Source organism: Mesorhizobium sp. LNHC221B00, from assembly GCF_000502935.1.
Taxonomy (GTDB): domain Bacteria; phylum Pseudomonadota; class Alphaproteobacteria; order Rhizobiales; family Rhizobiaceae; genus Mesorhizobium; species Mesorhizobium opportunistum.
Window position 1 is genome coordinate 116782 of record NZ_AYWR01000032.1, and the last position, 19138, is coordinate 135919.

Consider the following 19138-nt stretch of genomic DNA (forward strand, 5'->3'; position numbering starts at 1 on the left):
ATGCTATTCGCGACATCCTGTTCGCGTCATGGCTGTGTGAGGTTCCCTTGAACGCCGTAAAGCATCCGATCAAGCGATCGTTTGTGTTCTTTCTTGTCCCCGACTTCACCATGATCGCTTTTGCGACCGCGCTCGACCCGCTGCGTTCGGCCAACCGCATGCTCGGTTACGAGGCCTATCGCTGGCGCCTCGCCAGCATCGACGGCAAGCCGGTGCGCGCCTCCAACGGTGTCGAATGCGCCGTCAACACCTCGCTCGAGGAGGAGCGCAGGAAGATGGCCGGCCCTGAACGGCCCAACATGGCCATCGTCTGCAGCGGCATCGATGTCGAGCGCTACCATAACAAGTCGGCCTTCGCCTGGCTGCGCGAGGAGTATAATCGCGGTGTCGCCGTCGGCGGCCTGTGCACCGGCGCGCACATCTTGGCCGCCGCCGGCCTGCTGTCCAACAAGCGCTGCGCCATTCATTGGGAAAACCTGCCGGGCTTTTCCGAGGCGTTTCCCAAGGCCAATGTCTTTGCCGATCTCTTCGAGATCGACCAGAACATCTACACCTGCGCCGGCGGCACCGCAGCACTCGACATGATGCTGAAGCTGATCGGTGACGATTTCGACGAGAGCCTCGTCAACCGCGTCTGCGAGCAGGTGCTGACTGACCGCGTGCGCAGCCCGACCGACCGCCAGCGCCTGCCGTTGCGTGCCCGCCTCGGCGTGCAGAACTCGAAAGTGCTGACCATCATCGAGCTGATGGAAGGCAATCTCTCCGAACCGCTGTCTCTGATCGAGATCGCCGACCATGTCGACCTGTCGCGCCGCCAGATCGAGCGCCTGTTCCGCACCGAGATGGGCCGCTCCCCTGCCCGCTATTACCTGGAAATCCGGCTCGACCGCGCCCGGCACCTGCTGATCCAGTCGTCGATGCCGGTGGTCGAGGTGGCTGTCGCCTGCGGCTTCGTCTCGGCCTCGCATTTCTCCAAATGCTATCGCGAGCTTTACGCCCGTTCGCCGCAGCAGGAGCGTGTCGACCGCAAGCAGCTGCTGGCCGCTTGATCCGCAATTCCGCCGGTCAGGCCTCGGTCGGCTGTGCCTGCGCCGTCCGCATCGCCTCGACGCGGATATCCTCGGTCAGTCGCGCCTTCAGCGCGGAGAATTCCGGACTGGTTTTGAGCGTGTAATGGCGCGGATGCGGCAGGTCGATGGCGACATCCGACTTGATGCTGCCGGGCCGCGCCGTCATCACGATCACGCGCGAGGCCATGAAGATCGCCTCCTCGATATCATGGGTCACGAACAGCACCGTCTTCTTGCGCCGTTCCCAGATGCCGAGCAGCAATTCCTGCATCAGCCCGCGCGTCTGGTTGTCGAGCGCGCCGAACGGCTCGTCCAGCAACAGGATCTCGGGATCGTTGGCCAGCGCTCGGGCAATCGCCGTGCGCTGCTGCATGCCGCCGGAAAGCTGCTTCGGCCAATGGTTCTCGAACCCTTTCAGCCCGACGAGATCGACATAGGAAGCGACGACCTCGTCGCGCTCCTTTTGCGCCATGCCGCGTTCGCGCAGTCCGAAGGCGATATTCTCGGCCACCGTCAGCCACGGAAACAGCGTGTAGGACTGGAAGACCATGCCGCGATCCGGTCCCGGTCGCGTCACCGCCTTGCCGTCGAGCAGCACGCGGCCTTCGCTCGGGGCTTCGAGGCCGGCGACGATCCTGAGCAGTGTCGACTTCCCGCACCCGGACGGCCCCAGAATGGTGATGAAATCGTTGGCGGCGACCGCCATGTCGACCGGCATCAGCGCCCTGACCGGCTGTCCGCCACGCACGCCGGCAAAGGTGCGCGAAACGCCCTCGATAAGAAGCTTGCTCACGCCAGGCTCCACGGAAAGAGCCAGCGGTTGAACGCCTTGAAGGCAAAATCGGACAACAGCCCGATCAGTCCGATGACGATGATGCCGAAGATGATCTGCCCGGTCGCCAGCCGCGACTGGCTGTTGATGATCATGTAGCCGATGCCCGACGACGAGCCGATCAACTCGGCGACGATGACATAGGTCCAGGCCCAGCCGAGCACCAGCCGCAGCGTCTCGGCGATCTCGGGCGCATTGGCCGGCATGATCACCCGTTTGACGATGCCGTTGTTGGTCGAGCCCAGCGTATAGGCGGCCTCGACCAGATCGCGCCGCGTCGATCCCACCTTGACGGCAATGATCAGGATGATCTGGAACACCGAGCCGACGAAGATGACGAGCAGTTTTTCCAATTCGCCGATGCCGGCCCACAGGATGAGCAGCGGAATGAAGGCGGATGCCGGCAGGTAGCGCGCGAAAGAGACGAAAGGTTCGAGAAACGCCTCCACCGGCTTCCAGGCGCCCATCGCGATGCCGATCGGCACGGCAACAACCGACGCCAGCACAAAACCGCCGAAGACCCGCCAGATGGTGATCAGTATGTCGAGCCAGAAACGGTCCTCGACCAACAGCCGCCAGCCGTCCCGCAACATAGACAGCGGGTCGGCGAGGAAGATGCGGTTGACGTGCCCGCCAAGCGTGATCCACGCCCAGAACGCCACAAACAGCACGAAGAAGGAAATGCCGAGCACGGTTCGGAGGCCCGGCGCGACCGGATGCAAGGGGCGCATCGTCAGATCGTCCGCATCGTCATTTCGTCCCCATGCTCAAATTTGTCCGTGGGAAAGCGGCGGCGCCAGGCGCCGCCGCTTGATGGGCAAAGGCTGGGCGGTCAGTTCGCCACCGCGCTGGTGTCGGCCAAAGTGCCGACGTCGGGCGCTTCCTTGATCAACCCCATCTGCAGCAGCAGATCGCCGGCGGTCTTGGAAAAGTCCTGGAATTCCTTGGTGAAGAACTGCTTGTTTTCGGACTTGTCGGCCCATTTCAGGTACTTCGCCGAATCCTCGAATTCCTTGGCAGACTGTTTCACATCGGCGCCCATGATCTCGTAGGATTTCTGCGGATCCTTCTTGATCAGATCGAGCGCCTCGAAATAGCTGTCGGCGAGCGCCTTGGCGGCATCCGGGTTGGCCTTGAGGAATTCGGGCGTGCAGCCGACCGTGTCGAGGACCATCGGATAGTCGAGCGTGGTCGCCAGGATATGGCCCTGGTCGGCCTTGTCGCGCACCGCCGAGATGAACGGCTCATAGGTGACCGCGGCATCGTTCTGGCCGGCGAGGAAGGCTTGCGCCGCCGCGTCCGGCTCTAGGTTGACGACGGTCACATCCTTGGTCGACATGCCGTTCTTGTTCAGCACCCAGGCGAGCATGAAATAGGGTGACGTGCCCGGCGCCGAGGACGCGACATTCTTGCCCTTGAGATCGGCGACGGTCTTGATGTCGTTGCGCACGACGATGCCGTCGGCGCCGTAGGATTTGTCGAGCTGGAAGATCTGCTTGGTGGTCACCCCGCTTGCGTTCCACACCAGCCACGTCTCGACCGTGGTGGCGGCGCATTGCAGGTCGCCGCTGGCGATGGCGAGCGGACGGCTGGCCTGCGGCACTTTCTTCAAGGTCACGTCGAGGCCGTGTTTCTCGAAGAGGCCTGTCTGCTTGGCAAGCGTCAGCGGCGCGAAGCCGGTCCAGCCGCTGATGCCGATGGTGACCGACGTGGCGGCCATCACCGGCGCGGACAGACCGGCGGCAAGTGTCAATGTTGCGGCGAAAATGGCGATTCTGTTCATGTCGGTTCCCCTTTTGTTTCTCTTGGGGGAATAGTTCACAGACACCGGCGACCTTGTCAATCAACAGCATGGTGAAGCGCGTGTCGGGTTGGCCGCAGACACGCAGCCGGCCCGGCAGCCAAATGACCCAATGGCTACCGGCTACCTGAATCCAGGATATTTTAACCGTCGCAGACGCACTCGGCGGACGAGATGCGATCGTTCCAGTTGCCTCCGAGATAGCGGGCTCTGCGGCCGATCTCTATCGAACGGCCGCCCATCCGCGTATCCTCATAGGCCACGAGCGTGCAGCCGCGGCTGACGAACACCGACGAAACACGATCGTTCCAGAACTGACCACCGCGAAAGCTCACCGAATCGTCGGGCGCCATTTCGATCGACCGGCCGCGAAAATTCGCGTGCTCGAAGATGACGCAGGCAGGCTGGTCGTTGTATTGGGCGCTGGCGCCATCTGCAAAAAGCACGGACGCGACAGCTGTCAGGACGGCAAGGCGTTTCATCTGATGTTTCCTCGGTTCGACCGTGGCCCCCACCGGCTGGATAGCGCGGGCTGATCAGTTTGCCAATGCCTCCTCTACCCGCGCCAGGGTCTCTAGCGGCTGTCCGGCATCCAGCTCCGATTGCGCCACATTTTCTCGCCGATCTGGCAATCGCTGGCGGGCTTTTCCTGCGCCAGCACGACTGGCGGATGATCCGCCTCCTCGGCCGCCCATTGCAGTGACGCCGGGCCGGCAAGCTCCAGCACCAGCTTGCGGCGGATGGCTTCGGGGAATTGCGTCCAGTCGTTGACCGGGATCATGAAGGCTCCTGGGCCGCCGATGACGCAGTCGCTGTAATAGCGGTCGAGATCGTTGACGTCGTAGGCGCCGGAAAAGCCGCCGCGGGTCATCAGCGGCAGGCCGTTGATGACGATGCCTTGCCTGACCACACCGTCACGGGTGAGGTTGACCGGCGCGCCCTGGTTGTTGGGCCCGTCGCCGGAAATGTCGATGACCCGCTTGGTCCCCTGGTAGCCGCTTTCGGCGAAAAGGTCGCTGCCGAACTCCAGTGCGCCGGAAATCGAGGTGCGTCGCGCGCTGTCGGGCGGATGCGCCGACATTTGCGCGACCACCCGCTCGGCATCGTCACGGTTGGCGATGACCGTCCATGGCACGATGACACGCTGCCAGCTGGTGCCGGCCCATTCGACATAGGTGACGGCGATCTTGCCATAGGAGCCATTGGCGATCGCCTGCAATACATTGTCATGCGTCAGCGCCGCCGCGTAGCCATGGCGCTGGATTTCGAGCTCGTCCGCCGACATCGACAGCGAGACATCGACCGCCAGCACCAGTTCGACATCGACCGGCTCGTCCGCGCGCGATCCCGGCGCCAGCCAGAGCGTCAGCGCCAGCGCGGCGCAGCCGGAAAGCAGATGTCTTGCATACGAGAAAGCAGACATACCGCAAGGTAAGCGAAAACCATCCGGTTAAAAAGACAAAAGCCCGGCTCGAGGCCAGGCTTTTGCGATCGCTCCGCTGCTCCGCCGGCGCTCAGCTGCGCGGCTTGAGGTTCTCCGGATCATAGAGCGGCTTGTAACCGACAGCCGCGACTTCGACCGGATATGTCTCGCCGAAATATTCGACAGCCAGCTTGCGGCCTTCCTGGGCATATGCCCACGGCAGATAGGCGAGCGCAATGTTCTTGCCGATGGTCGGGCCGTAGGCGACCGAGGAAGTGAAGGACCGGCGGCCGAGTTCGTCGACCAGCGTTTCGCCCGTCTTGGGGTCCATCACCGGCATGATGCCGACGGGATAGCGGGCGACGCCCTTGGAATCGGTGTTCTCGGTCATCACCAGCGTGCACAGCATGGCCGGCTGGTGTTCGCGCGCGCGATACTCCAGATGTTTGGCCTTGCCGCAGAAATCGTTCTCCTTGACCTTCGGACGCGCGAGATCGGCTTCGAGCAGATTGTACTCGGTCAAAAGGTCGGCGTTCTGCAGGCGCAAGCTCTTTTCCATGCGGCGCGTGTTGGCATAGGTCTCGACGCCGAACGGCATCACGCCGGTCGAGCGCAGCGCATCCCAGACGGCGAGGCCGTCCTCGTAGCGCATGTGCAGTTCCCAGCCCTGCTCGCCGACATAGGAGATGCGGAAAGCGGTGACATCCTTGCCGCCGATCGTGACAGGCTTGATCGCCGCGAACGGAAAGTTCTCGAGCGAAAGCCCCTTGGGATTCTCGACCACTTTCTGCAGGGTGGCACGGGCATTCGGACCCCAGATGCCGATGGTGACGAATTTCTCCGTCACGTCGGTGATGGTGACATCGAAACCTTTGTCCTGCGCCGTGCGGCGCATGTACTGGAAGTCCCTCGGGCCGGCATCCGCGCCGTCGATCAAACGACAGCGATCCGCCATGCGGATGACGGTGAAGTCGGCGCGAACCATGCCTTCCTCATCGAGGAAGTGGGTGTAGATGCCCTTGCCGATATTGTTGTCACCGCCGATCTTGGCCGCGCAAAGCCACTCCAGCAACGCAACGTGGTCGGGTCCCTCGATGTCGTACATCGAGAAATGCGATAGGTTGACGATGCCGCAATCCTCGCTCATCGCCAGATGTTCGGCGTTGGAGACACGCCAGAAATGGCGATTGTCCCATTCGTTCTCGCGCACCGGTACGCGGTTGCCGTATTTCTCCAAGAGATGCTCGTTGGCGGCATAGCCGTGAGCACGCTCCCATCCGCCCAGTTCCATGAAGTAGCCGCCGAGCTCCTTCTCGCGCTCCCAGAACGGCGAACGCCTGATGTTGCGGGCCTTGGAAAACGGCTCGCGCGGATGCACCGCGGGATTATAAACCTTCATCGCCGTTTCGGTGCAGCGGTCCCAGATGAACTGTTCCTTCGTCTGGTGCGGATAGAAGCGCGCATAGTCGATGGCGTGGTGGTCGATTTCCGTGCGGCCGTCCGTCATCCAATCGGCGATCAGCTTGCCCATGCCGGGGCCGTCCTTGACCCAAATGGCGACGGCATACCAGAGCCCCCTCACCTTCTGGCTTTCGCCCATCGACGGTCCGCCATCGGCCGTCACCTGCAAGAGGCCGTTGAAGGAATGGCTTTCGTTGTAGCCGAGCTCGCCCAGGATCGGTGTCAGTTCCATGGCGCGCTCGAGCGGTGCCAGGATCTGCTCCATGTCGAGGTCGCGCTGCGACGGCGACAGCCGCGCCTGGTCCTTCTCAAGCAGGTCGCGCGGATGGCAGAGGCGCGGATTGTTTTCTTCGTAATAGCCCCACTCGATCTGGCCGCCCTCGGCGGTCTTGGGATCGCCGGTGTCGCGCATATAGGCCGAGTTGCCCTGGTCGCGCAGCAACGGCCAGCCGATCTCCTTGCCGGTCCCGGCGAACTCATTATAGGGGCCGAAGAAGGTCAGCGGATGGTCGATCGGCATGACCGGCAGATCCTCGCCGACCATTTCCGCGATCAGACGGCCCCAGATACCGGCGCAGACGATGACATAATCGGCTTCGATGGTGCCGCGATCGGTCACCACGGCGCTGATCCGGCCGTCCTTGACGACGAGCGACCTGACAGGCGTATTGGCGAAGGATTTGAGCTTGCCCGAAGCTTCCGCCTGGTCGACAAGCTTGCCGGCGACAGTCTGCGAACGCGGGATCACCAGGCCCGCATCGGGATCCCAGAGCCCGCCCTGCACCATCCCTTCTTCGATCAGCGGGAATTTTTCCTTGATCTCGGCGGGTTCGATCAGGCGTGCACGTGTGCCAAAAGCCTTGGCCGAGGCGATCTTGCGCTTGATCTCGTCCATGCGGCCGTCGTCGCCGACGCGCGCGACTTCAAGGCCGCCGATGCGCGCGTAGTGGCCCATCTTCTCGTAGAAATCGATGGAATAGAGCGTCGTCCAGCAGGACAGGAAGTCGTGGCTGGTCGTGTAGCAGAAGTCGGAGGCATGCGCGGTGGAACCGATATCGGTCGGGATGCCCGACTTGTCGATACCGACGATGTCGTCCCATCCACGCTCGATCAGATGATGGGCGATCGACGCGCCGACGATGCCGCCGAGGCCTATGATGACGACCTTCGCCTTTTTCGGAAACTCTGCCATTGCCCGCGACTCCAGATGCTATTGCGGGCAGCGTCGGCGCCCGTTTGATCGGCGCACAATATGCAGGCGACAGCGACCATGCTACCGCCTGTTTGCGACACGCCGCTGGTGCGGCGCGACCCCCTACATGATCAGGAGAATCGTAACCCTCAGGCGAAGGCCCAGACATCCTCGGCCTGGAAGCCGACCTGGTAGCCCGCCGTCTTCAGCTTGACCACGACCTGGCCGATCTCGGTCGCCGGCAGCGCGCCGACCTCGACCTTGATCATGCCCGGACGATAGCGCTTGAGGTCCAGCTGTTCGAAGACGATCCAGTCGGCGCCTTCGCAATCGACGAGGAAGGCGTCGATATGGCTGATGCCGTTGCGGTCGAGCAGCGTCTGCAGTGTTTCCGACGGCACCTCGATATCCCGGAGGTGCGGTGCGAACTTGTTGAAGTTGGCGTCGGCCTCGCCCCAGGCGTTCTTGCCCGACATGAGATTGGTGTCGGTGACCGACGAGCAGCCGATGAACTCGATCGGCAGCGTGCCGGCTTCGAGCGCCGCCGCATCGAAAGTGTGGACGGTGATCGTGCCCTTGGTTTTTGTGACCGCCACGCGCTCGATGATGAAGCGGCCCGTGTCGGGATAGTTGGCGCGCAGCCGCTTCTGATTGTACGGGATCGGCTCGACCAGCATGGCGCGCGCGCCGGCAATCTTGTGCAGCCACGGCGTGACGTCATCGAACAGCGCGCCGTCGCAGGCGCCGACATTGACCATCTGGAACGGCCGTCCTGCCCCGCCGAAGCGTGCTTTCAGCGCCGCCTTGGCGAGGAATTTGGTGCCGCGCAGCGACGGCCCGCGATCGAGCAGACCTGCCGGGAGACCGAGCGACAGCGCAGTCCGCGCCAGGCTGGATAGCGAATTCATGGCTTGTCTCCGGGAATGATTTGCAGCGCCGCACGATGCTGGCCGCGGGCAATAGCTGCCCAAAGCGCCATGTACGGCGTTGCCAGCAGCAGGAAGGGCGGGATCAGATGCGGGAAATAGATCCGCGTGTCGTGGATCGGAAAGACGGTGAACTTCGCCAGCGCACCAAGCACCAGTGCGGCGAACAGGATGCCGGCACGCCGGTCGAGGCGGAAGCCGGCGCGACCGGCAGCGTACCAGCCGGCCAGCGCCAGCACCGAAACGCCGACCCAGCTGTTCAAATTGACGGCGCGCAGCAGCGACGCGGCGAACGCTCTGAGATAGGCGATGGCCGAGAAGGCCGGCTCGAACCCGTCCATATTATAGTGCTGCTCGATGCTGGAGAACCAAAGATGCGGCCACCAGCCGGGATGATGGGCCCAGTGCGAAATGGCGAAATAGGTAATGAAGGACGCGGCAAAACCGGCCAGCGCGCCCCATGCCTTGTGCCGGAAGACGACCAGCAGCACCGCGAAAACAGCAAGGAAAACAATATTGTCCGGCCGCACCATGAAGGCGAGAAAAAGCAGGATCGCCGTCGCCGCCTCGCGGCACCTGATGTAGGCGTAGAGCCCGCCGAGCAGCAGCGCAGACGTCAGCAGGTCCGGCGTCGAGGCGCGCGCCGCATCGGCGAAATCGGCCATGATCAGCACCGCGCCGACCAGCGGCGCCATGGCCAATGCGTTTTGAGAACGCAGCCAGAGCAGCGTGATCGCGCCGAACAGCAGCACCGAGAACACCTGCACCAGGCGCATCGCCTCGACCGGGGACATCACCGAGCTCATCGTCGACAATATCTCGGCATAGAGGAACTTGATCCGGTACATGCCGAGCAGCGAATGGAAATCGGCGGCATTCTCCGTCATATGGCTGCGGAAGCCGCCGCCATCGTCGGTCAGCGTCTGGTAGTAACCGGCCGACACGCCGGATTTGACGGTGCTGTAGGCGTAGTCATGCAGCGCCTGCGCATCGGGATAGGTGCCTTCCTCCGATATTGCGAGATAGGGCAGCATGTCCCAGTTGGCGTCCGGCATCACCCAGGCCGTGAACGCCGTCAAAAGGATGTAGAGCGCGAAGGCCGCCGCGCCGATCGGGGCTGCCAGCCTCGCATAAGACCCCTCGCCCCACGCCAGGCCGGCCTCGGTGAGCCGGTCGATCTGGTTTTGCGGAGCGGGCGACTTGGTCAGCATGATCTACTCAGCGAGCTTCATTTTAACGGACTTGGCTTTTGACGAAATCCTTCACGATACCGACGATGCCGCGCGACAACAGGCTGTCGAAGGCATCGACGAAACGATCGACATGTTCGCGCTGGCAGATCAGCGGCGGCTCGAGTCGGATGACGTTGCGATTATATTCGGTGAAGGCGACCAGCACATCGTAGTCGCGCAGCAACAGCGCCCCAACGAAACCGGACAGCGAGCCCTTCAGCTTGTCGTCGAGCACGCTGACGATCGGGCGCAGCACCATCGGCAGGGTCTGCGAGAAGTCGTGGAACTCAAGCCCGACCATGAAGCCCTTGCCACGCACATCCTTGATGATCTTGGGATATTTGTCCTTGAGCGCTTGCAGGCGCGCGAGCAAATAATCGCCGGTGACGGCGGCGTTGTCGATCAGCCCCTCGTCATAGAGCACGTTGAGGCCCTCGATCGAGGTGACGCAGGCCTCGCCCATGCCGCCGAAGGTGGCCATGGCATGGATCATTGCCGTCTTCGGCGTGCCGTAGGCCTTCATGTAAACCTCGCGGCGCGCGATCATGGCACCGACCGCCGCCTTGCCGCCACCGAGCGACTTGGCCAGCGCCGTCACGTCGGGCACCACGCCGTAGTGCTCAAAGGCGTAGAACCGCCCCGAGCGGCCATAGCCGCACTGCACTTCGTCGGCGACCCACAGCACGCCGTACTGGTCGCACAGCGCGCGCAGCTTCTGCCAATACTCGGCAGGCGCCTGGATAATACCGCCTCCGCCCTGGATGGTTTCGAGCACGATGACGCCGACCTCCGGATCGGAGCGGAACAGGCGCTCGACCGCATCGACGTCGGCAAAGGGAATGCGCACCGTATTGTCCGCCATCTTGAAGTCGGCGCGGTAGAGCTGCCCGTCGGTGATGCCGAGCACGCCCTTGGTCTTGCCGTGAAAGGAATTCTCGGCATAGACGATCTTTGGCCGCTTGGGGCCCGCGGCGCGCTCAGCGAGTTTCACCGCCGCTTCCATGGCCTCCGAGCCGGACGAACCCAGGAACACCATATCGAGATCGCCGGGCGAGCATTTGGCAAGGTTGTGCGCCAATGCCGCCGCATATTGCGACATGAAGGCGATGGCGATTTCCTGGCGCTTCTCCTCCTGGAACTTTTTGCGCGCTTCCAGGATGCGCGGATGGTTGTGGCCGAAGGCCAGCGATCCGAAGCCGCCGAAGAAATCGAGGATCTTGCGGCCGTTCTGGTCGATGTAGAACATGCCCTCGGCACGCTCGATCTTGATCTTGTGGAAGCCGAGCAGCTTCATGAAATGCAGCTGGCCGGGGTTGAGGTGCGCCTTGAACAGGTCGGTCATTGCCGCGACGTCCATTGCCTTGGCCTGCTCGACGCTGATCAGGTCGGGCTTGGCGATGGTGGCGGGCGACAGCGCCGGCGCGTTGACCATGGTACGCGCATTCGTCTGTTCGGGCTTGGCCATGACGGTCATTTCAATCTCCTTGTCCGCGCTTACGACCAGAGTCGTGCGCCATAAGCTGTTGGCAAACCCGCTATTCGGCGGGCACATGTTTGGTGGCGACGGCATGCCCGGCCTTCTTGGCGCGGTACTCGCTGTAGGCGGCGATCAGCATGTCCTCGTCGCGATATTGCGGCACCCAGCCGAGCTGCCGCTCGGCCTTGGACACGTCGAGCACGCATTCCTCGTCCGCGATCAGATACTGCTCCGGATCCATGATCGGCATGTTCATGAGATCGAGCAGGTCAAGCGTGCGCTTGACCGCCCAGCCCGGCGTCGGGATCAGGAGCGATTTCGACCCTGCATGCCTGATCAAGTCGCCAAGCAGCCTCTTGACCGGCGGAGGATTAAGCGAGCCGAGATTGTAGGCCTCGTTTGGCACGCCGGCTTTCCAGGCCGCGCGGGCAGCTTCCGCGCAATCGAAAACCGAAATGAACTGATAAGGATTTTTGCCCGAGCCGATCATCGGCACCGGCAAGTTCCAGTCGATCAGCTTGAACAGTTTTTCCAGGATGCCGAGCCGGCCGGGCCCGATGATCAGGCGCGGGCGAAACAGCGAGATCGACATGCCGCGCTTACGCCATTCGGCCGCCAGTTCCTCGGTCTTCTGCTTCGACCAGCCATATTCGCCGAGCGGCGCGACCGGATGGTCCTCGGTCATCGGCTGGGTGACCGTGTGGCCGTAGATCATGTCGGTCGTGTAGTGGACGAGCTTGGGCGCGCCGGCTCTGTCCATGGCCTGCATGATGTGTTCGGTGCCGTGGAAATTCACCGGAAAGAAGAAATCGTGCCGCTTGGCGCGCACCTGGATCGGCGACAGCATCTTGGCCGACAGATTGTAGATCATGTCGTCGGCCTTGAGCCCGACCGCAGCGACCGACGCCGGATCGGTGACGTCGCACGTCACAAAGCGGACGTTGCGGTAGTGCGCAAGGTCGCTCCTGGCGATGTCGGCAACGACAACCTCTTCGCCATCGGCCACAAGCTTCGGGGCAAGGTGGCGGCCGACGAAGCCGTCACCACCGAAAATAACATGTCTCATCGAACGGTCTCATGGTGAATCTTGTCGGACGAAAGGGAAGCCGTTTCCTCTTCGTGCACGCGACCACTCTGCGCGATCAGCACCGTGCCGACGCAGATGAAGGCGATGCCGGCGATGCGCCAGCCATTGAGGTCCTCGCGGAAGACGAAATAGGCGAAGATGGCGACGGCGACATAGGCGAGGCTGAGGAATGGATAGGCAAAGGAAAGCTCGACCTTGGACAGCACATAGAGATGCGAGGCCATGGAAATTACGAAGATGCAAAGCCCCAGGAACACCCACGGGCTGAAGACGATCTGCAGCAGCTTGACCAGCGGGTTGGCACCTTCGAACGAGATCGGCCCAAGCGACATCATGCCCTGCTTCAGCATGAGCTGCGCAGCCGCATTGGTCATGACCGTAAATAGAATGAAGACGATATATTTCATGTCAGTGCGCCCGCCCCGTGACATCGAGTAATACAAACCCCAAAAGATTTCGTGAACTCAGAAGAATGTTTTGAGTAAACCTTGGCGTTAAGCGTTCGATAACCATGAATCATTTCAATTTTAGCTATTCGGCAGCCTCGGCGCGGCGTCGCCGCAGGTCGATGCTCCCAGCCGTGCGCGCCCAGAAATCAGACATGAAGGCAGGGTCGCGTAGCGCTTCCAGCCGCGGCCAGTCCGGGAAGGAGGCGGCGAAGATCGCAGGCGCCATGCGCGCATCCTTGTAAGGATTGACCGCCCCTCCGGCCGCGATGGTGATGCGGTCGAACTCGCCGAGCAACGCAAGCGTCGCCTCCCCCCTGTTGGGGAAATCCAGCGTCAGCGTATAGCCCGGCCGCGGGAACGACAGCAGTGCCGGCGAGCGGACCCCGCCGAAGCGCTTCAGCACGGTCAGGAAGGAACCCTGCCCGGCCCGCCTGGCGGCGGCGAGCAGTTCCGGCACGACGATGCGCGCAGCCTCCTCCGGCATCACGCTCTGGTGCTGGAACAGTCCATTGGGGCCATAGAGCCGGTTCCAGTCGCGCACGCCATCGAGCGGAAAGAAGAAACCCTGGTAACCGCTCTGGCGCGGCACTGTCGCCCGGCCCTTCTTCCACCGGTAGGCGGCGTTGAAAACGGTCAGGAACGACCGGTTGAGCACGTTGAAGGGCGGCTGGAACGGCACCGACAGATTGCCGCCGGCCCGCGCGGCCGTATGCGAGCCATGTTCGGCGTGGTTGCCGGTAAACAAAAGGCCGCGCCCGCTGCGGCGGCCGCCCGCGAGCTGATCGATCCAGGCCACGGCATATTCATTGGCCTGATCCGCCGCCTCGGCGATATCGAAGAATTCGCCGAGGTCGCGAAACGGCGTTGCCTTCTCGACGATGTCGAGCGAAGGAACCCGCATCAGCCGGATCGAGGCCGACAGGATCAGGCCGGTCAGCCCCATGCCGCCGATGGTCGCCGCAAACAGGCGCGGATTGTCGGTGGCCGAGCAGCGATAGGTCTTTGCGTCGGATCGCAGCAGCGTGAAACTCTCCACGTGGCAGCCGAACGTGCCGCGCCGGTGATGGTTCTTGCCATGCACGTCATTGGCGATGGCGCCGCCGAGCGTGACGAATTGCGTTCCCGGAACCACTGCCGGAAAGAAGCCGTGGGGTGCTGCGTGCGCGATGATGTCGGACAACAACACGCCGGCATCCGCTTCGAGCACACCGGTCATGGCATCGAAGCCGCGAATGCGGTTCAGGGATCGCATGTCGACCACCGCGCCGGCCTGGTTGTGGCAGGAATCGCCATAGGAACGGCCATTGCCATAGGCAAGCAGCGAGGTTTCGCCGGCCTGACCGGCCTTCAGCAACGCGATGGCATCATCGGCCTGGATTGCCCTTGGCGCCGGCGGCGTGGCAAGGCCAAAGCTGCGGAAGCGTTCAGCCATGCCTACCAGCCCCCGATGACCAGCAGCACCGCGCCGATCAGCACNCAAAGCTGCGGAAGCGTTCAGCCATGCCTACCAGCCCCCGATGACCAGCAGCACCGCGCCGATCAGCACCACGATCTGGCTGCGCCAGTCGCGGATGATGAAGACGACCGGATCGTCATGCATTTCGTCGCGACGCGCCAGGATCCAGACCCGCATGGTGAGATAGAGCACGATCGGCGCCAGCGGCCAGATCAGCCATGGATGCGGATAGAGTTCGCGCACCGCGACACTGTCCATGTAGAGCGCCAGCACCAGAGCAGAGGAGAAAGCCGAAGCCATGCCGGCCTGGGCGATGATCTCCTGGTCCTCGGTGCGATAACCCCGTCCGGCAATGCGCTCGCCGGGTGGAATGGCGGTGGTGCGCAATTCGACGAAACGCTTCACCAGCGCCAGCGACAGGAAGAAGAAAATCGAGAAGGCGAGCAGCCAGAACGAGACGTCGACGCCGGTCGCGGCCGCGCCGGCGATCACCCGGATCGTGTAGAGGCCGGCAAGCGTCAGCACGTCGACAAGCAGCATGCGTTTGAACGACAGCGAATAGGCCGTCGTGACCACCATGTAGCCGCCAAGCACGGCGAGGAATTCGAGCGACAGAAAGAGCCCGGTGCCGATGCCGATCGCCAGCAGCACCGCGATCGCGCCAATGCCGAAGGGGATTGACAGCGCGCCGCTGGCGAACGGCCTGTTGCATTTGGTGACGTGCTTGCGGTCGAGCGCCAGGTCGAAGAAATCGTTGAGGATGTAGATCGCCGACGCCACCGCGCTGAACGAGACGAACGCCAGCAGGCATTCCCAGATCATGTTGGAGTTGAAATATTCGTGCGAGAGCACCATCGGCACGGCGATCAGCGAGTTCTTCAGCCACTGGTGCACGCGCAGCATCTTGACGACGGTCCGCAATGTCGGCTTCGGCGCCGGCATCGTTTCGGCGCCACGCGCCGCCTGCCAGCGCGCGGCGTGACGGTCGGGTGCGACGACAATCGCATTGCGCGCAGCGTCGAAGACCTGGAGGTCATGGCGGCTGTTGCCGGCATAGTCGAAACCGCCGTCGCCATAGGCTGATATCAGCGAGGCGCGCTTCCGGCTCGCGGTAAGATTGTCGAAGCCGTCGGTGGCCAGCACCCGGTCGAAAATGCCGAGATGGGCCGAAATGGCGTCGGCGAACTTGCGCGGCGTGCCGGTCGCCAGCACGATCTTGCGGCCCTCGGCATGTTCGGCGCGGAGGCGGTTGAGCAATGGCTCGCGATAAGGCAGCGACGCGGGATCGATGTCGATGCGTTGCGCGATCGCCTGCTTCAGCCGCGCCGGTCCGCCAGCCGCCCAGAACGGCACGAGGAAGATATAGAGCGGGTTCTTCTTGAGAAGGATGAACAGTCCTTCCCACAACAGGTCGGTTGCGATCAGCGTGCCGTCGAGATCGACCGCAAGCGGTATTGCGTTCCTGTCCGACCGCGCATCCATGTACGTCCTGCCCCTGCCGCCGTTTGATCCGGGAAACCGGAATCTCGTTGCGCGCCGTGTTTCGGCGTCTTGGGGCTGGTATAGCGGGGTATGGCGTAGCGAACGTTAAAACGCACGGTTGTGGGCGGCTGTCGCGGTGGTATTTCCGGCGTCATTGTTAAGCAACCGCTACCGAAAACAATAAAAGGCCGGACAAATGCCCGGCCTTCCAATCATGCCGCCAGGATTACTTGATGCGGGCGACGCCGCCGGAGATCTCGACGGTTTCAGAACCCGTCAGCGCTTCGAGGTCGCCATTGGGCAAGGTGACGAAGCAGCCATTCTGGCAGAATTCGACGGTTTCACCGCCGGCCAGCGCAAGGTCGGTCTTGCTGCCGCCTTCCGTCACGATCAGCGTGCGGGTCTCGGCGTCCTTGTTGACCGCGCTTGCGGAATGGGCCGAGCCGCTCACGGCGAGCAAGGCGACGGCAGCGACGAGAGACTTCCACATTTGCAATATCGGTGTTCCCACCGCCTCTGTTGCATTACGCAAGGCATTTTCGCCTTTGCATGGGAGCTTATATGAGATGGAAGCTGAACCGCAACTGAATGCCGCATTCATGCCGCAATTGGCTTCGGCTTGCCGGCTTCCGGTCTAGTCGGGATCCGGCTTGCGCAGCTTGCGTCCTGATTTGGCGAGCTTTTTTGCCTCGGCCGCGGCCTCAACCTTGGCTTGTTCCTGTTCGGCGAAGTCGGCCTCGATCTTGTCGTCGTCGGTCGGCCAGGCCTTGGGCTTGTGGGCCTCGACGACGGCGCGCGGCGTCGAGGGGATCTCGATATGCTGGTCGCTGAACTTTTCCAGCACGGCGAAGCGGACATCGTTCTGAACGATGTTGCCGTTCATCACGTCGGCCAAAAACACGCGGATCTCGAATTCGAGCGCGGCAGGTCCGAAATTGGAAAACAGCACGAAGGGCTCGGGGTTCTTCAACACCAGCGGATGACTGCGGGCGATGTCCAGCAGGACGGCGTGAACCTGCTTGACGTCGCTGCCATAGGCGACGCCGACCTTGATGTCGATGCGGCCGAGCTTGTTGCGGTGCGTCCAGTTGCCGACGGCGTTGTTGATCAGGTTGGAATTGGGCAGGATCACCGACTGCCGCTGGAAGGTTTCGATCTCGGTGGCGCGCACGCTGATCTTCTTGACGGTGCCGCTGACATCGCCGGCGACGATCCAGTCGCCGACCTTGAACGGCCGCTCGGCCAGCAGGATCAGGCCGGAGACGAAATTGGACACCACATTCTGCAGGCCAAAGCCGATACCGAGGGAAAGCGCACCCGCGACCAGCGCCAGGCTGGAGAGGTCGATGCCGGCGGCCGAGATACCGACCAGCGCCGCCAGCGCGACGCCGGCATAGCCTACCGCCAGCCGGATCGAGTTGCGCACCCCGGTATCGACCTTGCCGCGCGCCATGACCGAGCCGTCGAGCCAGCCCTGGAACCAGCGCGTCAGGAAATAGCCGATGACGAAGACTACGATGCCCGAAAGGATGCCGGTGACCGAAATCGTCACCGAACCGATGTTGATCCCCGTCGCGAGCTTGTAGGCCCAGGCCTGGATGTCGCCGGGCTGGAACCCCCACATCAACAGGATCAGTGGCAGGAACACCAGCACGATCAACAGGTTGATGCCGATGCTGACGACGAGGCCGAGCTGGTCGAGCGCGGTATCGTCATAGCTGGAATTGGCCGACAGCCAGCGGCCGACGAAGGTGTTGGCGAAAGCGCCTTCCTCGCCGATCGCCTGCGCCGACAGGAAACCGATATAGGCGGTGATCAAGGCTGTGCCGGTGACCACCACCTGCAGTGAGACGAACAGCGCGAGGCCGATATAGCCGAGCAAGGCGGCTATGATGGTGAACAAGCCAAGTCCCAGCGACAGGTAGCGCAGCCATGCCGGCCAAGGCCGCCAGCTTCCGTCGCGCGCCTTGAACGGCCGCAGCATCGCCATCAGGATCAGGATGATGCCGACGACAATGGTGGCGACAAAACTGCGCGCGATGGTCAGCGACAGCGGCGAGCCCATCTTGTCGTTGATCACCGACAGGAAGGTATTGACGCTGATGACCACGGCCATGGCGGTGGCCAGGCGCACCAGCCAGCGCGCCGGCCCGGTTTCGACCGGGATCAGGCGCCAGTTCGGCAGCCGCGGTTCCAGCGCCGCATTGGTCAGCCGGTTGACGCAGAACACCACGCCAATGACGGTCGCCAGCGCGTTGAGGAAGAGCCCAATGTCGCCGCGCAACACATTGTAATAATTGAAAAAGAAAATTGTCGATCCAAGAAAGGCGGCGACCGCCAGCGTCGGCAGCAAGGTCGACCAGAAGGCCACCGACAAGCGGCTGAGATAGGATGGGTCCTCATTGGTGGGGTCGGCTTCGAACACCCGCCCGAACAGGCGCCTGCCGCCGACCAGCAGCACCAGCGCCAGGCCGAGCGCCACGAAGGTTGCCGCCAGGATCGCCTGGAACTTGAACTTGAAGGCAAAGCTCAGCCAGGACGACACCGCCTTGTAGAAATTGCCGAACTCGTCGCGGGCGTCGGAAAACACCTGCGGGCTCAGCGCGTCCGACAGCACGTAGCGCTTGGTCAAAAGATTGCGGAACAGCTCGCTTCGCATGTTGCCGATCTTGTCGATCAGCCCGCTGATGCGGATCGACAGGGCCTGGGCCTGCGAGATGACAGCGTTGATCTCGGCCTTTTCGGATGTCAGCGCCTGGCGTTCGGCACTGACGATATCGGGCTCTTCCGGCTGGCCGGCGGCGGGGGCCGGGCCAAGCTGCTCCAGACGGGCGTTGATCTCGCCAAGGCGCGTGCGGAAGGCCAGCGCGCTGTTAAGCGATTGCCGTGACAATTCCTCCAGCTGCAGGCGGATATCGACCAGGCTGCTATCGTCCTCGCCATTCTGCTGGGTCTGCTTTTCGAAACTGTCGGTCTTGGTGGTCAGGCCCTGGATGATCTTCTGCTGGTCGGCGACCAATCCGGTGGGCGCCTGGCCGACGCCCTGAGCCGCCGCGTCGAACGTCGGCGGCGCCGAGACGACCAGCATGAGAACCATGATGAGGCGAAGCAATCGGAAAAGCATGATTTGTGGGCGACTCATGGACGGCAAAGGCAATTTGAAAGCCTGTCCTTGATAAAGACGGCCATATCATGGGGCAAGCCGTCGCGTCGGAGCGTTGACAAAGGCGTCGGCCAGTCGAAAGGCCAT

The 19138-nt window shown here is 62.7% G+C and carries 16 protein-coding genes; 1 reads left to right on the plus strand and 15 read right to left on the minus strand.

Annotated features, from left to right (window positions below):
* Window positions 1-110: 110 nt before the first annotated feature.
* A complete protein-coding gene (locus tag X741_RS139335; RefSeq protein ID WP_348625706.1) occupies window positions 111-1049 on the plus strand; it encodes a GlxA family transcriptional regulator in 939 nt (312 codons plus the stop codon).
* 16 nt (window positions 1050-1065) lie between these two features.
* Here X741_RS139335 and X741_RS139330 read toward each other — a convergent pair whose 3' ends face one another.
* The 15 genes from X741_RS139330 to X741_RS139260 form a co-directional block, all read right to left on the minus strand.
* A complete protein-coding gene (locus X741_RS139330; protein ID WP_023763384.1) occupies window positions 1066-1863 on the minus strand; it encodes an ABC transporter ATP-binding protein in 798 nt (265 codons plus the stop codon).
* Window positions 1860-2633: an ABC transporter permease gene (locus X741_RS139325; protein WP_013894965.1), complete on the minus strand. Its 774-nt coding sequence runs from the start codon at window positions 2631-2633 to the stop codon at window positions 1860-1862. The genes X741_RS139330 and X741_RS139325 overlap by 4 nt, the downstream gene beginning before the upstream one ends.
* A 101-nt stretch (window positions 2634-2734) precedes the next feature.
* Window positions 2735-3685: an ABC transporter substrate-binding protein gene (locus X741_RS139320; RefSeq protein WP_023780430.1), complete on the minus strand. Its 951-nt coding sequence runs from the start codon at window positions 3683-3685 to the stop codon at window positions 2735-2737.
* A gap of 161 nt (window positions 3686-3846) precedes the next feature.
* The gene (locus tag X741_RS139315; protein ID WP_023780431.1) at window positions 3847-4185 is read right to left on the minus strand and encodes a peptidase inhibitor family I36 protein; all 339 of its coding nucleotides are present in this window, start codon (window positions 4183-4185) and stop codon (window positions 3847-3849) included.
* 92 nt (window positions 4186-4277) lie between these two features.
* The gene (locus X741_RS139310; RefSeq protein ID WP_023780432.1) at window positions 4278-5126 is read right to left on the minus strand and encodes a DUF1194 domain-containing protein; all 849 of its coding nucleotides are present in this window, start codon (window positions 5124-5126) and stop codon (window positions 4278-4280) included.
* 91 nt (window positions 5127-5217) lie between these two features.
* Window positions 5218-7779: an FAD-dependent oxidoreductase gene (locus X741_RS139305; RefSeq protein ID WP_023780433.1), complete on the minus strand. Its 2562-nt coding sequence runs from the start codon at window positions 7777-7779 to the stop codon at window positions 5218-5220.
* Between the two features lie 149 nt (window positions 7780-7928).
* The gene (locus X741_RS139300; protein ID WP_023780434.1) at window positions 7929-8687 is read right to left on the minus strand and encodes an FkbM family methyltransferase; all 759 of its coding nucleotides are present in this window, start codon (window positions 8685-8687) and stop codon (window positions 7929-7931) included.
* Complete coding sequence (locus tag X741_RS139295; protein ID WP_023780435.1) at window positions 8684-9916, minus strand: hypothetical protein; 1233 nt, start codon at window positions 9914-9916, stop codon at window positions 8684-8686. Before X741_RS139295 ends, X741_RS139300 begins: the two co-directional genes overlap by 4 nt.
* Before the next feature lie 22 nt (window positions 9917-9938).
* Window positions 9939-11369, minus strand: coding sequence for an aspartate aminotransferase family protein (locus X741_RS139290; RefSeq protein ID WP_198024012.1), 1431 nt, complete (start codon window positions 11367-11369; stop codon window positions 9939-9941).
* Between the two features lie 103 nt (window positions 11370-11472).
* Window positions 11473-12480, minus strand: coding sequence for an NAD(P)-dependent oxidoreductase (locus tag X741_RS139285; protein WP_023780437.1), 1008 nt, complete (start codon window positions 12478-12480; stop codon window positions 11473-11475).
* Complete coding sequence (locus tag X741_RS139280) at window positions 12477-12944, minus strand: EamA family transporter (RefSeq protein ID WP_280940358.1); 468 nt, start codon at window positions 12942-12944, stop codon at window positions 12477-12479. The genes X741_RS139285 and X741_RS139280 overlap by 4 nt, the downstream gene beginning before the upstream one ends.
* An 88-nt stretch (window positions 12945-13032) precedes the next feature.
* Window positions 13033-14382 carry an FAD-binding oxidoreductase gene (locus tag X741_RS139275; protein ID WP_023780439.1) on the minus strand — a complete coding sequence of 450 codons (1350 nt, stop codon included), beginning with the start codon at window positions 14380-14382 and terminating at the stop codon, window positions 13033-13035.
* A gap of 72 nt (window positions 14383-14454) precedes the next feature.
* Window positions 14455-15888 (minus strand): UbiA family prenyltransferase, encoded by a 1434-nt coding sequence (locus X741_RS139270; RefSeq protein ID WP_023780440.1) that lies wholly within the window; start codon window positions 15886-15888, stop codon window positions 14455-14457.
* Between the two features lie 226 nt (window positions 15889-16114).
* Window positions 16115-16378 (minus strand): hypothetical protein, encoded by a 264-nt coding sequence (locus X741_RS139265; RefSeq protein ID WP_023763371.1) that lies wholly within the window; start codon window positions 16376-16378, stop codon window positions 16115-16117.
* 144 nt (window positions 16379-16522) lie between these two features.
* Window positions 16523-19012, minus strand: a complete 2490-nt coding sequence (locus X741_RS139260; RefSeq protein WP_023780441.1) for a mechanosensitive ion channel family protein — start codon at window positions 19010-19012, stop codon at window positions 16523-16525.
* Between the last annotated feature and the right edge of the window lie 126 nt (window positions 19013-19138).